Raw genomic sequence first — 17,720 nt, 5'->3', positions numbered from 1 at the left:
GAATCTCTCCACCCCTGCCATATTTAAGGCTCTAGCAGAAATGCTAGAGCCTTTTTGCTTTCTGAATCTAATACCAATTAAAGTAAAAATGTGATCTAATTAAGATTGATGAATTATTGTGAAATTTAGCCATGGATAGCCTTAATAACACTGACTTCAAAAAGCTTGCGAGCCAGCAAAAAACCATTCAGATGAAGATGCGTTTACTTGCGCTCGCACACTTTAAAGACGGCCTCTCTCGTACACAAATTGCAAAATCTCTCAAAGTCAGTCGAACCAGTGTCAATAAATGGGTTCGGATTTTTTTTGAAGAAGGCCTAGAAGGACTTCAAGAAAAACCTCGGACTGGTAGGCCTGCATACCTCACCGATGAGCAGCGGGCTCAACTCAGTGCCTTCATAAAAAAAGAAGCTGAATCACCTTCTGGTGGCCGCCTTGTTGGAAGCGATATACATGACTACATCGTTAAACACTTTGACAAGCACTACCACCCTAATTCCATCTATTATCTCCTCGACCACATGGGTTTTTCTTGGATAACTTCTCGTTCCAAACACCCTAAACAATCACAGCAAATACAAGACGATTTTAAAAAAATTCCAAATCGAAACGATCCTTAAGATCCCCGGCCATATTGGGCTAGAGAGTGTTGATGTCTGGTTTCAAGACGAAGCTAGGTTTGGTCAGCAGAACACAACAACACGTCTTTGGGCTACTCGTGGAACGAGACCTCGCGTAGTAAAACAGCAGCAATTTGAATACGCTTATTTGTTTGGCTCAGTGTGCCCATCGAGAGGGATTGGTGAGGCAATGGTCGTCCCTTGGGTTAACAAAGACATCATGATAAACCATCTAGAGCAGATATCTAAAGTCACAGAAAAAGACCGTCATTCAGTGGTAATAATGGATGGCGCAGGATGGCATACCGATGATATTGCTAACCCATTTGATAATGTCAGTATTATCAAATTGCCGCCATACTCACCAGAGCTTAACCCTATAGAGCAAGTGTGGAGTTGGTTAAGGCAACACTATCTAGCAAACCAAAACTTCATTGATTATAACGATATTGTTTCGAAGGTCTGTAGCGCTTGGAATGGATTTCTTGAGTGCAAAGATCGCGTCACAAAAATGTGTACAAGAGATTGGATTGACCTGAACAGTTAATTTTCCGGATTGGTATAATATACGCCATTAGCAAAGCCGCGGATTCTCCTACTTACCAAAACAGCGCGTGTTGGGAGTCTAAACCTCCAACCTTTCCATATACTAAGCCTCAGCAGAAATACTGGGGCTTTTTTGTATCTGCTGCTTCTACGAAGTAATGTTGGGATAACTAGGCGCTCCTAGCTCACCTGCGTGCTCGAATCTCCGGAGTGCCTACTCATTCCAGCCTTGCCATATTTAAGACTCTAGTCTGCACGTCTCGGCAGAAATGCTAGCGCTTTTTATTCCTGTCATTTTTACAAGTATCACTTGAAGTACCATGTGTTCCTTTAGCTATCTCTATCGAACACTGATTTAGTGCAGCCTTGCGGTATTTAATGACTTAGTTCAAACCGTTCACCACTCATCTAGCTCCACAGTCCTGTTAATAACTAACGCTATTCTAGCGAGACGTTGAGTCCCGTTATTTTTGTTTCCAGGTGAAAGGTGAAGTCTTTCGATTGAAGCTTATATAACTTGAGAGTGGGTTATTGGGTAGACTAGCGAGTGCGCACAAGAACGAGTTCTCTGTATGACTTAACCTACTTAAAGAGTTCTGGATACCCACAACAAGGCTTTCGACTACTCAAATACTCGCGGTATCAAATATCGATATAATCTCTATGTTCCACGCATACCTTTCAACGATAACTTCAGTGAGGGAATTGGCGAGTTTGACTTTCATTAGGTATAAAAAAGGCCACCTAAAGTAGGCGGCCTTGGTTGATCTATTTAGATATTAATCTAGCTCTTTCTCTGCTTGTTTTGCTTTCTCTATCATAGGAGTGATTGTTGAGCCTTGAACTAGAATAGAGAACACAACAACGGCGTATGTCATGACAAGGATTATCTCTTTAACATCGATTGCTTTGTCTTCAATTACCCAGATACCTGAAGGGATTGAAAGTGCCATGGCTAGTGCTAAGCCACCGCGTAAACCACCCCAAGTTAGAATCTTAATCGACCACGGGTTGTAAGTTCTAAAGCGTTTAAATCCGATGTAAGACAAGAAAACACTCAAGTAACGTGCACTCAATACTAGAGGGACTGCGAAAGCCATTAAGATCCAATCTTCTTGGTGGAATTTGAATAACAGCATCGACATACCAATTAGTAGGAATAATACGCCGTTTAAGAATTCATCTATCAATTCCCAGAAATGATCTAAGTGATCTTCACTCTCTTTTGAGAATCCGATAAAGCGAGTCCAGTTACCAATCATGATACCTGAGACCACCATCGCTAATGGTCCTGATACATGTAGAACTTCAGCAAACGCATAACCAGCAGTTGGGATGCCGATGGTTAATAGCAACTCCATCGAGTGGTCATCGGTATTGCTGATTAGGTAGTGGAATACAAGACCTAAAACAAAACCATAGACAATGCCGCCAATCGCCTCTTGAACGAATAGCATGGTCACACTACCGACGGTTGGCGCTTCTGTGCCGAATGCGATAGTAAATAGGGTTACGAAGATAACTAAGCCAAAACCATCGTTGAATAGAGATTCTCCCTCGATTTGAGTAGAGATTCTTCTGGGAGCGTCGAGTTTCTTTACTATTGCTAGCACGGCGATGGGATCGGTTGGAGAGATTAGCGAGCCAAAGAGTAGGCAGTAAATCAGATCAAATTGAATACCGATGAACTGGCAAAACCCGTACAGCACAAAACCGATAAAGAATGTTGAAAACAGCGTAGCACCTAACGCGAGTACTGTTATTTCCCATTTCTGGTCTTTTAGGTTTGGTAATTTGATTCCCAAACCGCCTGCAAATAGTAAGAATCCTAATATCCCTTTTAGAAGGAAATCTTCAAAATTGATACTGGCAACGGTTTCTGAGGCGATGTCAGCCAATTGGAACCAATTGTTTTGTCCCGCAATGATAATCAATAGAGATAACATCATTGAGCCTGCTGTGATGGCGATGGTTGTCTGCATTTTACCAATTTTTGTATTCACGAAAGCAATAAGCATGGCTGCAGCGGACAAGAAGCATAAGGTGTAATAGACCGACATTGGGATTCCAACATGTAACAAAGTATGAATATGAATTTTCGTTGTCTCATGCTCAAATAGCAAACATTTTTTTGTCATGACTCAGTAATCAATTTCCTTTTTTAGACGTCTAGACTCCTTTTTAATGTGTGATAGGATGGAGGGATAATTAAAGGAATGAGGTTGTACCGTGGGAAGTAATGTAAGGCAAAAGATTGACGCTCTGTTGAAGCAACGAATTTTACTGATTGATGGTGGCATGGGCACCATGATTCAGGATTATAAATTGGAAGAGCAAGACTATCGTGGTGAACGCTTTGCTGATTGGCACAGTGACTTAAAGGGCAACAATGACCTTTTAGTTCTTACACAGCCTAAGCTTATCAAAGATATCCATTCAGAATACTTGGAAGCTGGGGCTGACATCCTCGAAACCAATACCTTTAACGCTACAACCATCGCTATGGCCGACTATGATATGGAAAGCCTTAGTGAAGAGATTAACTTTGCTGCTGCCAAGCTTGCTCGTGAAGCAGCTGATGAATGGACTGCAAAGACCCCAGATAAACCTCGCTTCGTCGCGGGTGTATTAGGCCCTACCAACCGAACTTGTTCTATCTCGCCTGATGTAAACGATCCAGGTTACCGTAATGTTAGCTTTGACGAACTGGTTGAAGCCTATTCTGAATCGACTCGCGCGCTCATTAAGGGCGGTTCAGATTTAATTCTTATTGAAACTATCTTTGATACGTTAAACGCGAAAGCGTGTGCCTTTGCCGTTGAATCTGTTTTTGAAGAGGTGGGTATTGCTCTTCCAGTGATGATTTCCGGTACCATCACTGACGCATCAGGTCGTACCCTTTCAGGACAGACGACAGAAGCATTCTACAACGCCCTTCGTCATGTAAAACCAATCTCATTTGGATTGAACTGTGCATTGGGCCCTGATGAACTGCGTGAGTATGTCGGTGAGATGTCTCGTATCTCAGAGTGCAATGTTTCTGCTCACCCTAATGCGGGTTTGCCTAATGCATTTGGCGAGTATGACCTTTCTCCTGAGGATATGGCTGAACATGTTAAAGAGTGGGCTGAAAGTGGCTTCTTGAACCTAATTGGTGGGTGTTGTGGTACTACTCCAGAGCATATCCGTCAAATGGCTGAGGCCGTTGAAGGTGTAACGCCGCGTCAATTGCCAGACTTACCAGTTTCTTGTCGTCTTTCGGGACTAGAGCCACTGACGATAGCTAAAGAATCTTTGTTCGTGAATGTAGGTGAGCGGACCAATGTTACCGGCTCTGCACGCTTTAAGCGCCTTATCAAAGAAGAGCTCTACGACGAAGCCTTGAGTGTAGCTCGAGAGCAAGTCGAGAATGGTGCTCAAATTATCGATATCAACATGGATGAAGGGATGCTAGACGCCGAGGCGTGTATGGTTAAATTCCTGAATCTATGTGCTTCAGAACCTGAAATCTCGAAAGTACCTGTTATGGTCGATTCTTCTAAGTGGGAAGTTATCGAAGCTGGCCTAAAGTGTATTCAAGGCAAAGGCATCGTTAACTCAATCTCTCTAAAAGAAGGCAAAGAGAAGTTTGTTGAGCAAGCCAAATTAGTTCGTCGTTATGGTGCTGCTGTGATCGTGATGGCGTTTGATGAAGTCGGGCAGGCTGATACTCGAGAGCGTAAAGTCGAAATCTGTACCAATGCCTACAACATTCTTGTTGATGAAGTCGGTTTCCCACCAGAAGATATTATTTTTGACCCGAATATTTTCGCAGTGGCTACTGGTATCGATGAGCATAATAACTATGCGGTTGATTTCATTGAAGCAGTAGGAGACATCAAACGCGATCTCCCGCATGCGATGATCTCTGGCGGTGTGTCGAATGTTTCATTCTCATTCCGTGGTAATAACTACGTCCGTGAGGCTATTCACGCGGTATTCCTATATCACTGTTTTAAAAACGGTATGGATATGGGCATTGTAAACGCTGGTCAGTTGGAAATTTACGATAATGTTCCAGAAGATCTGCGTGATGCTGTTGAAGATGTCGTACTAAACCGTCGTGATGATTCGACTGAAAGATTGCTGGATATGGCGACCGAATACCTAGAGCGTGCTGTTGGTAAGGTTGAAGATAAATCTGCATTAGAGTGGCGAACTTGGCCTGTAGAGAAGCGTTTGGAGCACTCTTTGGTAAAAGGTATCACCGACTTTATTGTTGAAGATACCGAAGAAGCTCGTGTTAATGCCTCTCGTCCTATTGAAGTGATTGAAGGTCCTCTAATGGACGGAATGAACGTTGTTGGTGACCTGTTTGGTGAAGGTAAGATGTTCTTACCACAGGTTGTAAAGTCTGCGCGTGTGATGAAACAGGCGGTTGCCCATTTAGAACCATTCATTAATGCATCCAAAGAAGTGGGCGCAACTAACGGTAAGATTTTGTTAGCGACCGTTAAAGGTGACGTTCACGATATCGGTAAAAATATCGTTGGTGTGGTTTTACAGTGTAATAACTACGAAATTATCGACTTAGGTGTGATGGTTTCTTGCGAGAAGATTCTCAAAGTAGCGAAAGAAGAGAATGTCGACATTATTGGCCTGTCTGGGCTGATTACACCGTCTCTTGATGAAATGGTACATGTTGCTAAAGAAATGGAGAGACAGGGTTTCAAGCTGCCTCTTCTGATTGGCGGCGCAACCACATCTAAAGCTCACACAGCAGTTAAGATTGAGCAGAATTATTCAGAACCTGTTGTATACGTAAATAATGCCTCGCGTGCAGTGGGTGTTTGTACTTCACTACTTTCTGATGAATTGAAACCCGCTTTCGTTGAGAAGCTGGATATCGATTACGATCGCGTTCGAGATCAGCACAATCGTAAGAAGCCTCGTACCAAGCCTGTCACGCTTGAAAGAGCTCGTGCCAATAAAGTTGCTATCGATTGGGATGCGTATACGCCACCGGCACCCGCTAAGCCGGGAGTTCATATCTTCAATGATTTTGATGTGGCAACTTTGCGTCAGTACATCGATTGGACTCCATTCTTTATGACATGGTCATTGGTTGGTAAATACCCTGCAATCCTTGATCATGAAGAAGTGGGTGAAGAGGCAAAACGTTTATTCAAAGATGCTAATGATTTACTGGATCGCGTAGAGAAAGAGAAGCTGCTTGAAGCGCGTGGTATGTGTGCCATGTTCCCAGCGAACAGTGTTGGTGATGATATTGAGGTGTATACCGATGAATCTCGTACCGAAGTTCTAAAAGTTCTACACAATCTTCGTCAACAAACAGAGAAACCAAAAGGCTTTAACTACTGTTTGTCTGATTACATTGCGCCAAAAGAAAGCGGTAAAGCTGACTGGATTGGTGGCTTTGCGGTTACTGGCGGTATTGGTGAGCGAGAGCTTGCTGATGAATATAAAGCTAATGGTGATGATTACAATGCGATTATGATTCAGGCGGTTGCGGACCGTTTGGCTGAAGCGTTTGCAGAATATTTACACAAAGAAGTGAGAAAGGACATTTGGGGTTACTCGCCTGATGAGGATTTGTCTAACGACGATTTGATTCGAGAGAAGTACCAAGGTATTCGTCCAGCTCCGGGTTACCCTGCTTGCCCAGAACATACAGAGAAAGGCACGTTGTGGGAGTTGATGGACGTTGAAAAAGCCATCGACATGTCACTAACCACGAGTTACGCAATGTGGCCAGGTGCCTCAGTGTCGGGTATGTATTTCTCACACCCTGATGCTAGATACTTTGCTATTGCACAGATTCAACAGGATCAAGTGGATAGCTATGCTGATCGTAAGGGCTGGGATATGTTGGAAGCTGAGAAGTGGTTAGGTCCAAACATTAACTAGTTTGAATCTATGACGAGCTTTGGTTCGTAAAGTAAAAAAGAGAAAGGGTTGCTCAAGAGCAACCCTTTTTGTATCTGGGGTTTGGTTAATTAAAACCAATTAATTAACCATCGCCTTATTCAAATAACTCTTGGTGAAGTTTTTGGATCGCCAACTTAGAAACAGATGCATCTAGCAAGAAGCACAAGTTGTGTGGGCTTGCTCCGTAACAAATCATACGTAGATTGAAATCTTCCAGAGTGCCAAACACCTGCTTTGCATAGCCTTTATTTTCACTCATGTTGTTGCCAATAAGCGCAACAAGGCATAGGTCGTGTTCAATATCTACAGAACACAACTCTTCAAGCTCCAGTCGAGCAGCTTCTGGTAACTCAGGAGCACCACCTGATGTGTCTGTTTGATCGAGAGTCAGTGAGACACTGATCTCTGAAGTCGTGATGAGATCGACTGAGATCTTATGTTTAGCAAGGATCTCGAATACCTTCGCCAAAAAGCCGTAAGCATGGAACATGTTTGCACTGCGAAGCGTAACCATCGTTTGGTTGCAACGAAGAGCAAGTGCTCTGAATAATGGTGAGCTTTCAACTTCTTGGCGAATCCAAGTTCCACCTAACTCTGGTGCTTTAGAAGAGCCGACAAATACCGGGATTTGGTGGCGCAATGCAGGTACTAGAGTTGAAGGGTGCAGTATCTTTGCACCAAAGTTTGCCATTTCCGATGCTTCACTAAAGCTGATCTCTGGGATAGGAGAAGCTTTAGGTGCAATACGAGGATCTGTGGTGTAGATACCTGGAACATCCGTCCAGATTTCTAGACCAATCGCCTGTACAGATTCGGCAATCAGTGCTGCTGAGTAATCACTGCCACCGCGGCCTAAAGTCGTGGTGTTACCTTCGCTATCAGCGCCGATAAAACCTTGGGTAACGACAACTTGTTGTTGGCAAAGTGGAATCAGTTTCTCTTGCGCTAGAGCGGCAATATCTTCTAGTTGAGGTTCGGCTTTACCAAAATCATCATTAGTACGCATCACATCTCTGATATCAAAGCGAACAGCAGGAGTGCCTCGTTCAGAGATGATCTGAGCCAAGATGTGTGTCGACATCAACTCGCCACATGCGACAAGGTGATCCGTCAGTTTAGTACTTGTTTGGAATGATGCGGCCTCTGCAGCGCTCGCAATGTCATCAAGAATGCTGTGGACTTCTTTTTCGATGCTGATTGGATCTGCGAGTTGGTCAAGAATTGCGTTGTGAATGTCCGCTAATTGCGCCATTAGTTCCTGACGACGAGCTTTGTCTTGAACACCATTTGCTAGTTCAACCAGCAAGTTAGTGACACCAGAGCATGCACTACTCACGACCAGTTTCGTGTTTGAGTTGTTTTCAATAATGGCAGCACAACGGCTCATTGCTTCAAAGTTGGCAACACTTGTTCCACCAAACTTAGCGACATTAAAAGAACCAGCTACATTAGATGCACTCACGATATATCTCCCACGACTTCCTAAAATAAAATTACGGTTGGGTAATCCAACGTCCGATGTTTTTCGAAGAGAGTTTTAGAGCAAAAAGAGAGGAATTATTAGAATAGTAACCTCAGAAGCTCTTCACCATATAGAAATGGCGACAGTTGACGGGATTCAGCCCGCTCAACCGATAATAAAGGTCCTGCATCCTTTTATTATCTCGGCACTGCTCCCCATAAATGTTTTGTATTGGAAATGCGGTTCCACAAAACATCTGCCTGGGCAGTGCTCCTCTTCTGCTAGATAGCCGTTTCATTGAACGTTTTTGTGGTAACAATGTCAATCCGTAACTTGAGATAATTGAAAAATAATTTTAACAATTATGTGACAGTGGTTTGACCTCAATACTTATGGCTAATTGCTGAGGTAATCAATTTGCTTTAGGGTGGATTGTTCACAACATTAACGTAAGGGATGTACATGTCTAATTTACCACTCACTACTGCTATCGATAGCTTTTATCCACCACACCGAACGTTAATGGGACCTGGTCCTTCAGATATCTCACCTCAAGTGTTACAGGCTTTGAGCCGTCCAACCATAGGTCACTTAGATCCGCTGTTTATTGCGATGATGGATGAGCTTAAACAGCTTCTTAAATACGCTTTTCAGACTGAAAACGAATTTACGATTGCCGTTTCTGCACCGGGCAGTGCGGGTATGGAGACCTGTTTTGTTAACTTGATTGAGCCTGGTGAAAAGGTGATTGTTTGTCGTAACGGTGTCTTCGGTGAGCGTATGCGAGAAAACGTGGTGCGTTGTGGTGGCGAAGCGATCCTTGTTGATGACGAATGGGGCAAGCCCGTTTCAGTTGAAAAGGTAGAACAAGCATTGGCAGAAAACCCCGATGCCGTTGCTGTTGCATTTGTGCATGCAGAGACATCAACCGGAGCGTTATCTGATGCTCAAGCTATCTCTGCTGTCGCTCGTCAGTTTGATGCGTTAACGATTGTTGATGCAGTGACATCATTAGGTGGTGTGCCATTGCTGGTTGATGAGTGGCAGCTTGATGCGGTTTATTCTGGCAGCCAAAAGTGTCTGTCTTGTGTGCCAGGGCTATCTCCAGTGACTTTCTCTCAGCGTGCGGTTGATAAAATGAAAGCCCGTAAAGCACCAGTGCAAAGCTGGTTTTTGGATCAAAGTTTAGTATTAGGTTACTGGAGTGGAGAAGGTAAGCGTAGCTACCACCATACCGCACCCGTGAACAGCCTTTATGCTCTGCATGAGTCGCTGGTTTTGTTGAAAAATGAAGGCTTAGATAATGCGTGGTCTCGTCATCATGCGATGCACCAAGAGCTTAAAGAAGGCGTAGAAGCTCTAGGGTTAAAGTTTGTGGTTGATGAAGAGAGCCGCCTGCCGCAGCTTAATGCACTTTATTTCCCAGAAGGAATTGATGAGGCTAAGATCAGAACGCAGCTTTTAGAAGAATATAATCTTGAAATCGGTGCTGGGCTTGGCTCTTTGGCTGGTAAGGCATGGCGTATCGGCCTAATGGGTTACGGTGCTCGTAAAGAGAATGTCGCGTTGTGCCTAAAAGCGCTAAAAGATGTTTTGAAGTAGCTGCATGAACTGAAATTAAAAAGAAAAGCGCACGAGAGATCGTGCGCTTTTTTGTATCTACCCCAAGCTCCTACTGCCTACTAAGTGAAGCTTGCGTTGCGAATTCTTAACATTATTCTGCAGACGAAACGTTATCTTCTGCTTGTGACACTTTCTTATACTGAACCTTTGAAAAGTCTCTGTTAGGGAATAAAAAGTTCGCTTCGCTACGAATTTGCTCTGCTTTACTTTCTTCTCCTAGGCCTTGATACGCCAGAATCAGATTGCTGTAGAAAGCCGGTCTTGGTTTGCTCTTAATGATCTCCAGTGACCAATCGATGTAAGGCTGTATAAGGCTCGGGTCGGCTTTGTAGAGGCCGATATTAAGGTAAGTGCTGTATATATCCCAATCGTAGCGATCTTTCCACACCACTGGGTTCGTTACCTGCTTAAGAATGTCCGGATTTTTCGGCTTAGACAGTTCAAACTTAGTCAGTACATAGTTGGTGTGCAGGGCGCTCAACATATAAAAACTGACCAAAATAGGGAGCACTAAGCTCAACACTCTAAATAGGGTCTTGCTGATGATACTGAACGACTGTTGATAATGTCGGGAAGAGCGCTGATCTACCCAGTAAATCAATATAATGAATGTTATCCAGTGAATCGCCGAGTGGTAAAAAGGATACTCAAGTTGAGAGTGCAAAAGGATTGGGATAAATAACGCGAGCAGGGCTAGACGTGTTCCCTTTGCTGAACTTGTTATGCGTGACATCACCAATATTGCAGCAATCAAGATTCCGATGATTGGTACAATCCCCCCTTCAACTCCCCAAAACAGGAACTCATTGTGCGGGTGATCCATTGAAGGAAGACCTGGATGATAGTTCGAGTTGAGTTGATGTTGGCGAGCTGTATATAGCGTGTATTCAGACTCAAATTTCCCGTAACCATAACCTGTAAATGGCTTTTCGATCATCATATCTAAAGCTTGCGGGAACGTATAAGCGCGCGGGCTTTCTAGGTTCGCTTTCTTGCTAGCGAGGCTATCAGTCGCACTTAGGCTGATCACCGAAAAAGCGACGACGACACCGACGAGCACTGATGCGCACCATCCGTAGAAGCGTTTCTTGGTCGAGAACTTGTATAGATAGGGCAGAATGCAGATAAACCCAATGACAGCGGCCAACCATCCGGTACGTGATGCAATGATGATCAGCAAGGGCACGGTTAAGGTTGGAGTTAAATACAGTAGGAATGATTCGCTGATCTTATGGTTATATTTAGCCGGCTGCCTTGCTAAAAGGTAAGCGGACAGCACAAAACCAGTAGCAAGAAAGCTTGCCATTACATTCGGTTGTTGAAATATCCCATATGGTCGGTTTGCAGCAGTGTTGTAGCCAAATAGGTTGCCTGGTTCTAATAAGAAATATTGCACATAGCCAAATAGTGCTTGTATAACAACAGCAAGTACAATGAACCACAACATACGTTGCTTGTGTTTATTGCTGAACTTAAATTGCTGCAGCACCACAAATAAGGCAAAGCCCGCCCACAATCCAAGCAAGCGTCCTGACGCTCCTTGAGGTGCAGCATTGCTGTATAAAATGGGTAGCGTGAGTATGATGCAGCTAATCAACAAGCCAATTGTTAATTTGGAATACTTGAGTACTCGATTGGTCGCGAGTTGGTAAAAGCCAATCGCTAGCGTGAAGCTTAGCGCTAGCCAAGTGGTAGGGTTAAAGGATAGAGCAAGGCCCGAACCACCAGGATTCGGCATAAAAAAATGCATAGCTAACAAGAATACAACAGCTAAAGAAGCCAGAAATGCTTTGTTGAGTGGTAGCTGAGTGACCTGATTTTCTAGCTGAGTACCGCTAGTGTGTATTGTTGCCATAAATCCCTAACCTTATAAAAACAGAGCTTGTTCCTTCTGAAACAAGCTCTGTTACTTTAACATTTTTCTGTCTGCCCGCAGGGCGCTATTTTACACCGACTTCAAATTTAACATAGGCTTAAGGAAGCGAGCAGTGTGTGAACCTTCGACTAACGCCACATCTTCAGGTGTACCCTCTGCAACAATCTCACCACCACCTTGCCCACCTTCTGGGCCAAGATCTAGGATCCAGTCTGCTGTTTTAACGACATCTAGGTTGTGCTCAATCACGACAACTGTATTACCGTGATCACGCAGTCTATGTAATACCGTCAGTAGCTGCTGGATATCGTGGAAATGAAGGCCTGTTGTTGGCTCATCGAGAATGTATAAGGTTTTTCCCGTGTCTCGTTTAGACAGTTCACGCGCTAATTTAACACGCTGAGCTTCACCACCAGATAAGGTTGTAGCTGCTTGCCCTAAGCGAATGTAGGAAAGGCCAACGTCCATTAAAGTTTGCAGTTTACGAGCGATAACAGGTACCGGGTTGAAGTATTCACGAGCATCTTCCACAGTCATCTCTAGAACTTCGTCAATGGTTTTACCTTTGTAGCGGACCTCTAGAGTCTCACGGTTATAACGCTTACCTTTACACACATCACAAGGCACATACACATCGGGTAAGAAGTGCATCTCTACCTTGATTACGCCGTCTCCCTGACAAGCCTCACAACGACCACCACGAACGTTAAAGCTGAATCGACCTGGCTTGTAACCACGAGAACGTGATTCCTGAGTGCCCGCGAATAGTTCACGAATAGGGGTGAAAATCCCTGTGTAGGTCGCAGGGTTTGATCTTGGTGTACGACCGATAGGGCTTTGATCTATGTCGATTACCTTATCAAAATGTTCTAACCCTTTAATCTTTTTGTGCTTTGCTGGAACTGCAGTCGTGGCACCGTTTAATTGAGTGTGGGCGACTTTAAAGAAGGTATCGTTGATAAGCGTTGATTTACCCGAACCTGATACGCCCGTAATACAACTGAACAAGCCAACAGGAATTGTCGCGGTCACATTCTTTAGGTTGTTCCCCGTTGCGCCAACGATCTCGACGACCTTTTTCTTGTCGATAGGCGTTCTCTTTTCAGGCACTGCAATTTCTTTAGCACCGCTCAGGTATTGGCCTGTCAAAGAGTTCGGGTTTTCGATGATGTCTTGCATGGTACCTTCTGCCACCACGTGACCACCGTGCACCCCTGCTCCTGGACCGATATCGATAACATGGTCAGCACAACGAATTGCATCTTCGTCATGTTCCACAACAAGTACCGTATTACCTAAGTCTCTCAGGTGAATTAAGGTTTGCAATAGACGTTCATTATCGCGCTGGTGGAGACCAATTGATGGCTCATCAAGTACATACATAACGCCAACTAAACCGGCACCGATTTGGCTCGCCAAACGAATACGTTGCGCCTCACCACCAGACAGCGTTTCAGCACTGCGTGATAGGTTAAGGTAGTTCAAACCAACGTTGACTAAGAAATGCAGACGATCATTGATCTCTTTCATCACTTTATCTGCGATCTGCCCACGTTGACCGTCTAGCTTCAATTCTTGGAAAAATTGTAGTGCGTCAGCAATGCTAAGTTCAACGATTTCCGGAAGTGTTGTATCACCAATGAAAACATTACGAGCTTCTAATCTCAGGCGAGTGCCATCACAGCTAGAGCACGATTTGGTTGAGATGTATTTAGCAAGATCTTCACGCACTGCGCTCGATTCAGTATCACGGTAACGGCGCTCCAAGGTATTTAAAATGCCCTCAAATGGATGACGCTTAACCCGAATATCACCTCGGTCATTGATGTACTTGAATTCCACTTCAGTACGACCTGATCCTTTTAGAATGATCTCTTGAGTCTTTTTCGGTAGAGAATTAAATGGCGCATACAGATCAAAACCATAATGTTCTGACAGCGACGTTAGCATTTGGAAATAGTAGTAGTTCTTTTGATCCCAACCTTTTATCGCACCTTCAGCAATGCTTAGGTTCTCATCTAAAATCACTCGGCTTGGATCAAAATACTGTTGAACACCAAGACCATCACACGTACCACATGCTCCTGCCGGGTTATTAAATGAGAACAGGCGAGGCTCAAGCTCTTGCATGCTGTAACCACATTTAGGACAAGCGAAGTTAGCAGAGAATACGATCTCTTCTTGATCCGTTTCGTCCATCCAGCCGACGACAGCGATACCGCCAGAGAGCTCTAATGTGGTCTCGAATGACTCGGCTAAACGCTGTTGAAGATCAGGACGAACCTTGAATCTGTCTACCACAACTTCAATGGTGTGCTTCTTATGAAGTTCAAGTGCTGGTGGATCGGATAGATCACAGGTTTCACCATCAATTCGGGCTCGGATAAAGCCTTGCGCAGCTAAGTTTTCCAGTGTTTTAACATGCTCACCTTTGCGCTCTTTGACAATCGGTGCCATCAACATCATCTTTGAGCCTTCAGGCAGTTCTAAGACCTTATCGACCATTTGACTGATGGTTTGTGCTGCTAGAGGGATGTTGTGGTCTGGACAGCGAGGTTCGCCTACTCGCGCATACAATAATCTGAGGTAATCATAGACTTCGGTAATGGTACCGACGGTTGAGCGAGGGTTATGTGAAGTCGATTTTTGTTCTATTGAGATAGCTGGAGACAGACCTTCAATATGGTCGACATCAGGCTTTTCCATAAGAGATAGAAATTGACGAGCGTAAGCAGACAGAGATTCAACATAACGACGCTGACCTTCTGCGTAGAGTGTGTCAAACGCAAGTGACGACTTTCCTGAACCCGATAATCCGGTGATGACAGTCAGTTTGTCACGTGGAATGGTTAGGTTGACGTCTTTGAGGTTATGCGTACGAGCGCCTCTAATTTCTATTTTATCCATCTCAATAGACCATGTAATTTTAAGTGGCTAAAGTATTACATAGAGTGAGATTTGTGCAAAGTTTTACTGGATAAAAAAACAGTAAACAAAAAGGGCGACTCAAAGAGTCGCCCTTTCTAAAATCAGTAACGTTAGTGATTAACCAGTCGTTATGCTTCTTTCTTGGTCGAGTGTTTACCTAGCTCGATTTGCTGCTGGTCTTTCTTGTATAGGTTTTCGAAGCAGTAGTTTGTTGCTTCGATATAGCCTTCAACACTACCACAGTCAAAACGTTGGCCTTTGAATTTGTAAGCCAATACACAGCCTGCTTTTGCCTGTTTTAGCAATGCATCAGTGATCTGGATTTCGCCGCCTTTACCTGGTTCTGTCTGCTCGATTAATTCAAAGATATCTGGAGTCAGAATATAACGACCAATGATCGCTAGGTTGCTTGGTGCTGTACCTTGCTCTGGCTTCTCTACCATGTCATCAACTCGGAAAAGGTCATCTTTGATCATTTCGCCAGAGATAACACCGTACTTGTGAGTCTCTTCTTCTGGAACTTCTTGTACAGCAACAATAGAACAGCGGAACTGTTTGTATAGCGCAACCATCTGAGCTAGCACGCCTTGTTGCTCGTTCACACAAAGGTCATCAGCAAGTACTACTGCGAACGGTTCATCGCCTACAAGTTCGCGACCCGTTAAAATAGCATGGCCAAGGCCTTTCATCTCACGTTGACGAATGTAGGTGAAGTTTGCCGCTTCAATCGTTTCACGGATATTAACCAATAGGTCTTCTTTATTGGTGCCGCTAATCTGGTGCTCAAGCTCGTAGTTTTTATCAAAGTGATCCATGATCGAGTGCTTACCACGTCCAGTAACGATGCACATTCCATCCATACCAGCTTCGATAGCTTCCTCTACACCGTATTCAATCAGAGGCTTGTTTACTACAGGCATCATTTCTTTAGGCATTGACTTGGTTGCAGGTAAAAAACGTGTACCGTAGCCAGCTGCCGGGAAAAGGCACTTTTTGATCATGATAAGACCCTTTATCTATAATAATTATTGATTCAACCTGAGTGGTTGATATTTCTGAGGGCAACTCTAGCATAAGTTATGTCGAAAATTCAGCAACAATAGCCATGGTTTACTAGAGCTTCCCTCAAAATTATCGTCAGACTAAGAGGTGGGTCGATTATGCAAGCAGGTTCTGGTTTGCCCATGCTATCGCTTGAACTCTATTTTTTACCGCAAGCTTACGGAATATTTGATAGAGGTGAGATTTAACCGTGAACTCACTAATAAACAAGTCATCGGCGATTTGTGTGTTTGAAGACCCGGATTGAAGACAGCGAATCACCTGGATCTCACGAATGGTTAAATCAACATTGGTTGGTGTGGTGTTGGTATTGACCATATTGCGATAATAAAACAACAGTTGATTGGTTACCTTCCTTGGCAGCCAGTTATCGCCATCAATGACTTCTTGAAGACCACGAGCAATCTTGTCCTTTTGTTCAGTGTTGTAAAAGAGTCCTTTTAGTACCCCATAGGTAAGAAGCTCTGAGGTTGGAAGTTGCTGGGGGACATTGAATAAAATGATTTCGTGATTTTTCCACATAACAGTCAGGTTAGGACAAATAATCAGTAGTTGTGGTACCTCTCTGTAATCGACGAGCAAGATCCGGTTACTCCGCTTTCTATCAACTAGCATTAATTCGTCGGGTGTCATTTTGTAGAGAACAATAGATAAATGCTTTTCTATCTCTTTTACATGTAGATAGGTATCGTTTGGGTCGATGCACAGAAAGTGTAAAGTGCGAGCGTATCTTGATTTTCTCATTGAAACGTCCTGTTTGAGTGGGATTAGATTCCACGTTGTCATGCAGGCTTTAGCTTCTCTAGCGCCTTGATAGTGACTTGCGTTGAATATCAATTATCAAAGTAAATGAGTGGTTTGTAAGTGGAGAAAAAAGCAACATCGCTCTGAATATCATGATTTGTTACGTTTTTATTCTTTGTAGTGAGGAGAGAATAGGAATGCGATTTATCACTGCAGAAAAGCATGCTATTCTTGTGCGCTAAAATTTTCTGAGACTATGAATTTAGACGGAGCAAATCATGGCTAGCCGTGGAGTTAACAAAGTTATATTAGTGGGTAACCTAGGTAATGACCCTGAAATTCGTTACATGCCAAATGGCGGCGCAGTAGCGAACATTACCATTGCAACGTCAGAGTCATGGCGTGATAAAGCAACTGGCGAGCAGCGTGAAAAAACAGAATGGCACCGTGTTGCTCTGTTTGGCAAGCTTGCGGAAGTTGCTGGTGAGTACCTACGTAAAGGTTCTCAAGTTTACATTGAAGGTCAACTTCAAACTCGTAAATGGCAAGATCAAAGCGGTCAAGATCGCTACACAACTGAAGTGGTTGTTCAAGGCTTCAATGGTGTAATGCAAATGCTTGGCGGCCGTGCTCAAGGTGGTGCTCCTGCTCAAGGTGGCATGGGTAACAACCAACAGCAAGGTGGTTGGGGTCAGCCACAGCAGCCACAGCAACAACAATACAGTGCTCCCGCTCAACAGCAGCCAAAAGCACCTCAACAAGCTCCTCAGCAGGCTCAACCTCAATATAATGAGCCGCCAATGGATTTTGATGATGACATCCCATTTTGATCCCTGTTTTTAATATATTATAAAGACAGTATTAAATTGGAAAAAGCCGCGTTCATCGCGGCTTTTTGTTACCTACAATTCTTAACGCTTTATTTACAACG

Annotated in this window: 10 protein-coding genes and 1 riboswitch; of the genes, 4 read left to right on the top strand and 6 right to left on the bottom strand. The window is 43.9% G+C overall.

Annotated features, from left to right (window positions below):
* The first annotated feature begins 131 nt into the window (after positions 1–131).
* A protein-coding gene (locus A136_RS22265; RefSeq protein WP_141707901.1) for an IS630 family transposase occupies positions 132–1,167 on the top strand; the annotation gives its coding sequence in 2 pieces (ribosomal slippage) (positions 132–590 and positions 592–1,167; 1,035 coding nt in all).
* 778 nt (positions 1,168–1,945) lie between these two features.
* Here A136_RS22265 and A136_RS12520 read toward each other — a convergent pair.
* Entirely contained in the window at positions 1,946–3,226 is a 1,281-nt protein-coding gene (locus A136_RS12520) for a cation:proton antiporter (protein WP_017061334.1), read from the bottom strand.
* 169 nt (positions 3,227–3,395) lie between these two features.
* Here A136_RS12520 and metH point away from each other — a divergent pair, with 169 nt between their 5' ends.
* A complete protein-coding gene (gene metH / locus A136_RS12515; protein WP_017062974.1) occupies positions 3,396–7,073 on the top strand; it encodes a methionine synthase in 3,678 nt (1,225 codons plus the stop codon).
* A gap of 115 nt (positions 7,074–7,188) precedes the next feature.
* On the opposite strand, the gene lysC is transcribed toward metH, so the two are convergent.
* Entirely contained in the window at positions 7,189–8,556 is a 1,368-nt protein-coding gene (lysC, locus tag A136_RS12510) for a lysine-sensitive aspartokinase 3 (RefSeq protein WP_017062973.1), read from the bottom strand.
* A gap of 108 nt (positions 8,557–8,664) precedes the next feature.
* A riboswitch (Lysine riboswitch) is annotated at positions 8,665–8,842 on the bottom strand.
* A gap of 176 nt (positions 8,843–9,018) precedes the next feature.
* On the opposite strand from lysC, the gene A136_RS12505 reads away from it, so the two are divergent.
* On the top strand, positions 9,019–10,158 hold the full coding sequence (locus A136_RS12505) for a pyridoxal-phosphate-dependent aminotransferase family protein (protein WP_017061337.1): 1,140 nt from the start codon (positions 9,019–9,021) through the stop codon (positions 10,156–10,158).
* A gap of 112 nt (positions 10,159–10,270) precedes the next feature.
* Here the strand turns inward: A136_RS12505 and A136_RS12500 are convergent, their stop codons facing one another.
* The 4 genes from A136_RS12500 to A136_RS12485 form a co-directional block, all read right to left on the bottom strand.
* Positions 10,271–12,034 (bottom strand): PglL family O-oligosaccharyltransferase, encoded by a 1,764-nt coding sequence (locus A136_RS12500; RefSeq protein WP_017061338.1) that lies wholly within the window; start codon positions 12,032–12,034, stop codon positions 10,271–10,273.
* Between the two features lie 90 nt (positions 12,035–12,124).
* Positions 12,125–14,962, bottom strand: a complete 2,838-nt coding sequence (uvrA, locus tag A136_RS12495; RefSeq protein ID WP_017062972.1) for an excinuclease ABC subunit UvrA — start codon at positions 14,960–14,962, stop codon at positions 12,125–12,127.
* A gap of 149 nt (positions 14,963–15,111) precedes the next feature.
* The gene (galU, locus tag A136_RS12490) at positions 15,112–15,984 is read right to left on the bottom strand and encodes a UTP--glucose-1-phosphate uridylyltransferase GalU (RefSeq protein ID WP_017061340.1); all 873 of its coding nucleotides are present in this window, start codon (positions 15,982–15,984) and stop codon (positions 15,112–15,114) included.
* Positions 15,985–16,141: 157 nt separating this feature from the next.
* Positions 16,142–16,789 (bottom strand): LuxR C-terminal-related transcriptional regulator, encoded by a 648-nt coding sequence (locus A136_RS12485; RefSeq protein WP_029235092.1) that lies wholly within the window; start codon positions 16,787–16,789, stop codon positions 16,142–16,144.
* Positions 16,790–17,067: 278 nt separating this feature from the next.
* Here A136_RS12485 and A136_RS12480 point away from each other — a divergent pair, with 278 nt between their 5' ends.
* The gene (locus tag A136_RS12480; protein WP_017062970.1) at positions 17,068–17,619 is read left to right on the top strand and encodes a single-stranded DNA-binding protein; all 552 of its coding nucleotides are present in this window, start codon (positions 17,068–17,070) and stop codon (positions 17,617–17,619) included.
* Positions 17,620–17,720: the final 101 nt, after the last annotated feature.

The sequence above is a fragment of the Vibrio crassostreae 9ZC13 genome (assembly GCF_000272045.2).
Taxonomy (GTDB): Bacteria; Pseudomonadota; Gammaproteobacteria; order Enterobacterales; family Vibrionaceae; genus Vibrio; species Vibrio crassostreae_C.
Note: the sequence above shows the minus strand (reverse complement) of the source record. Positions and strands in the feature narration are given on the sequence as shown.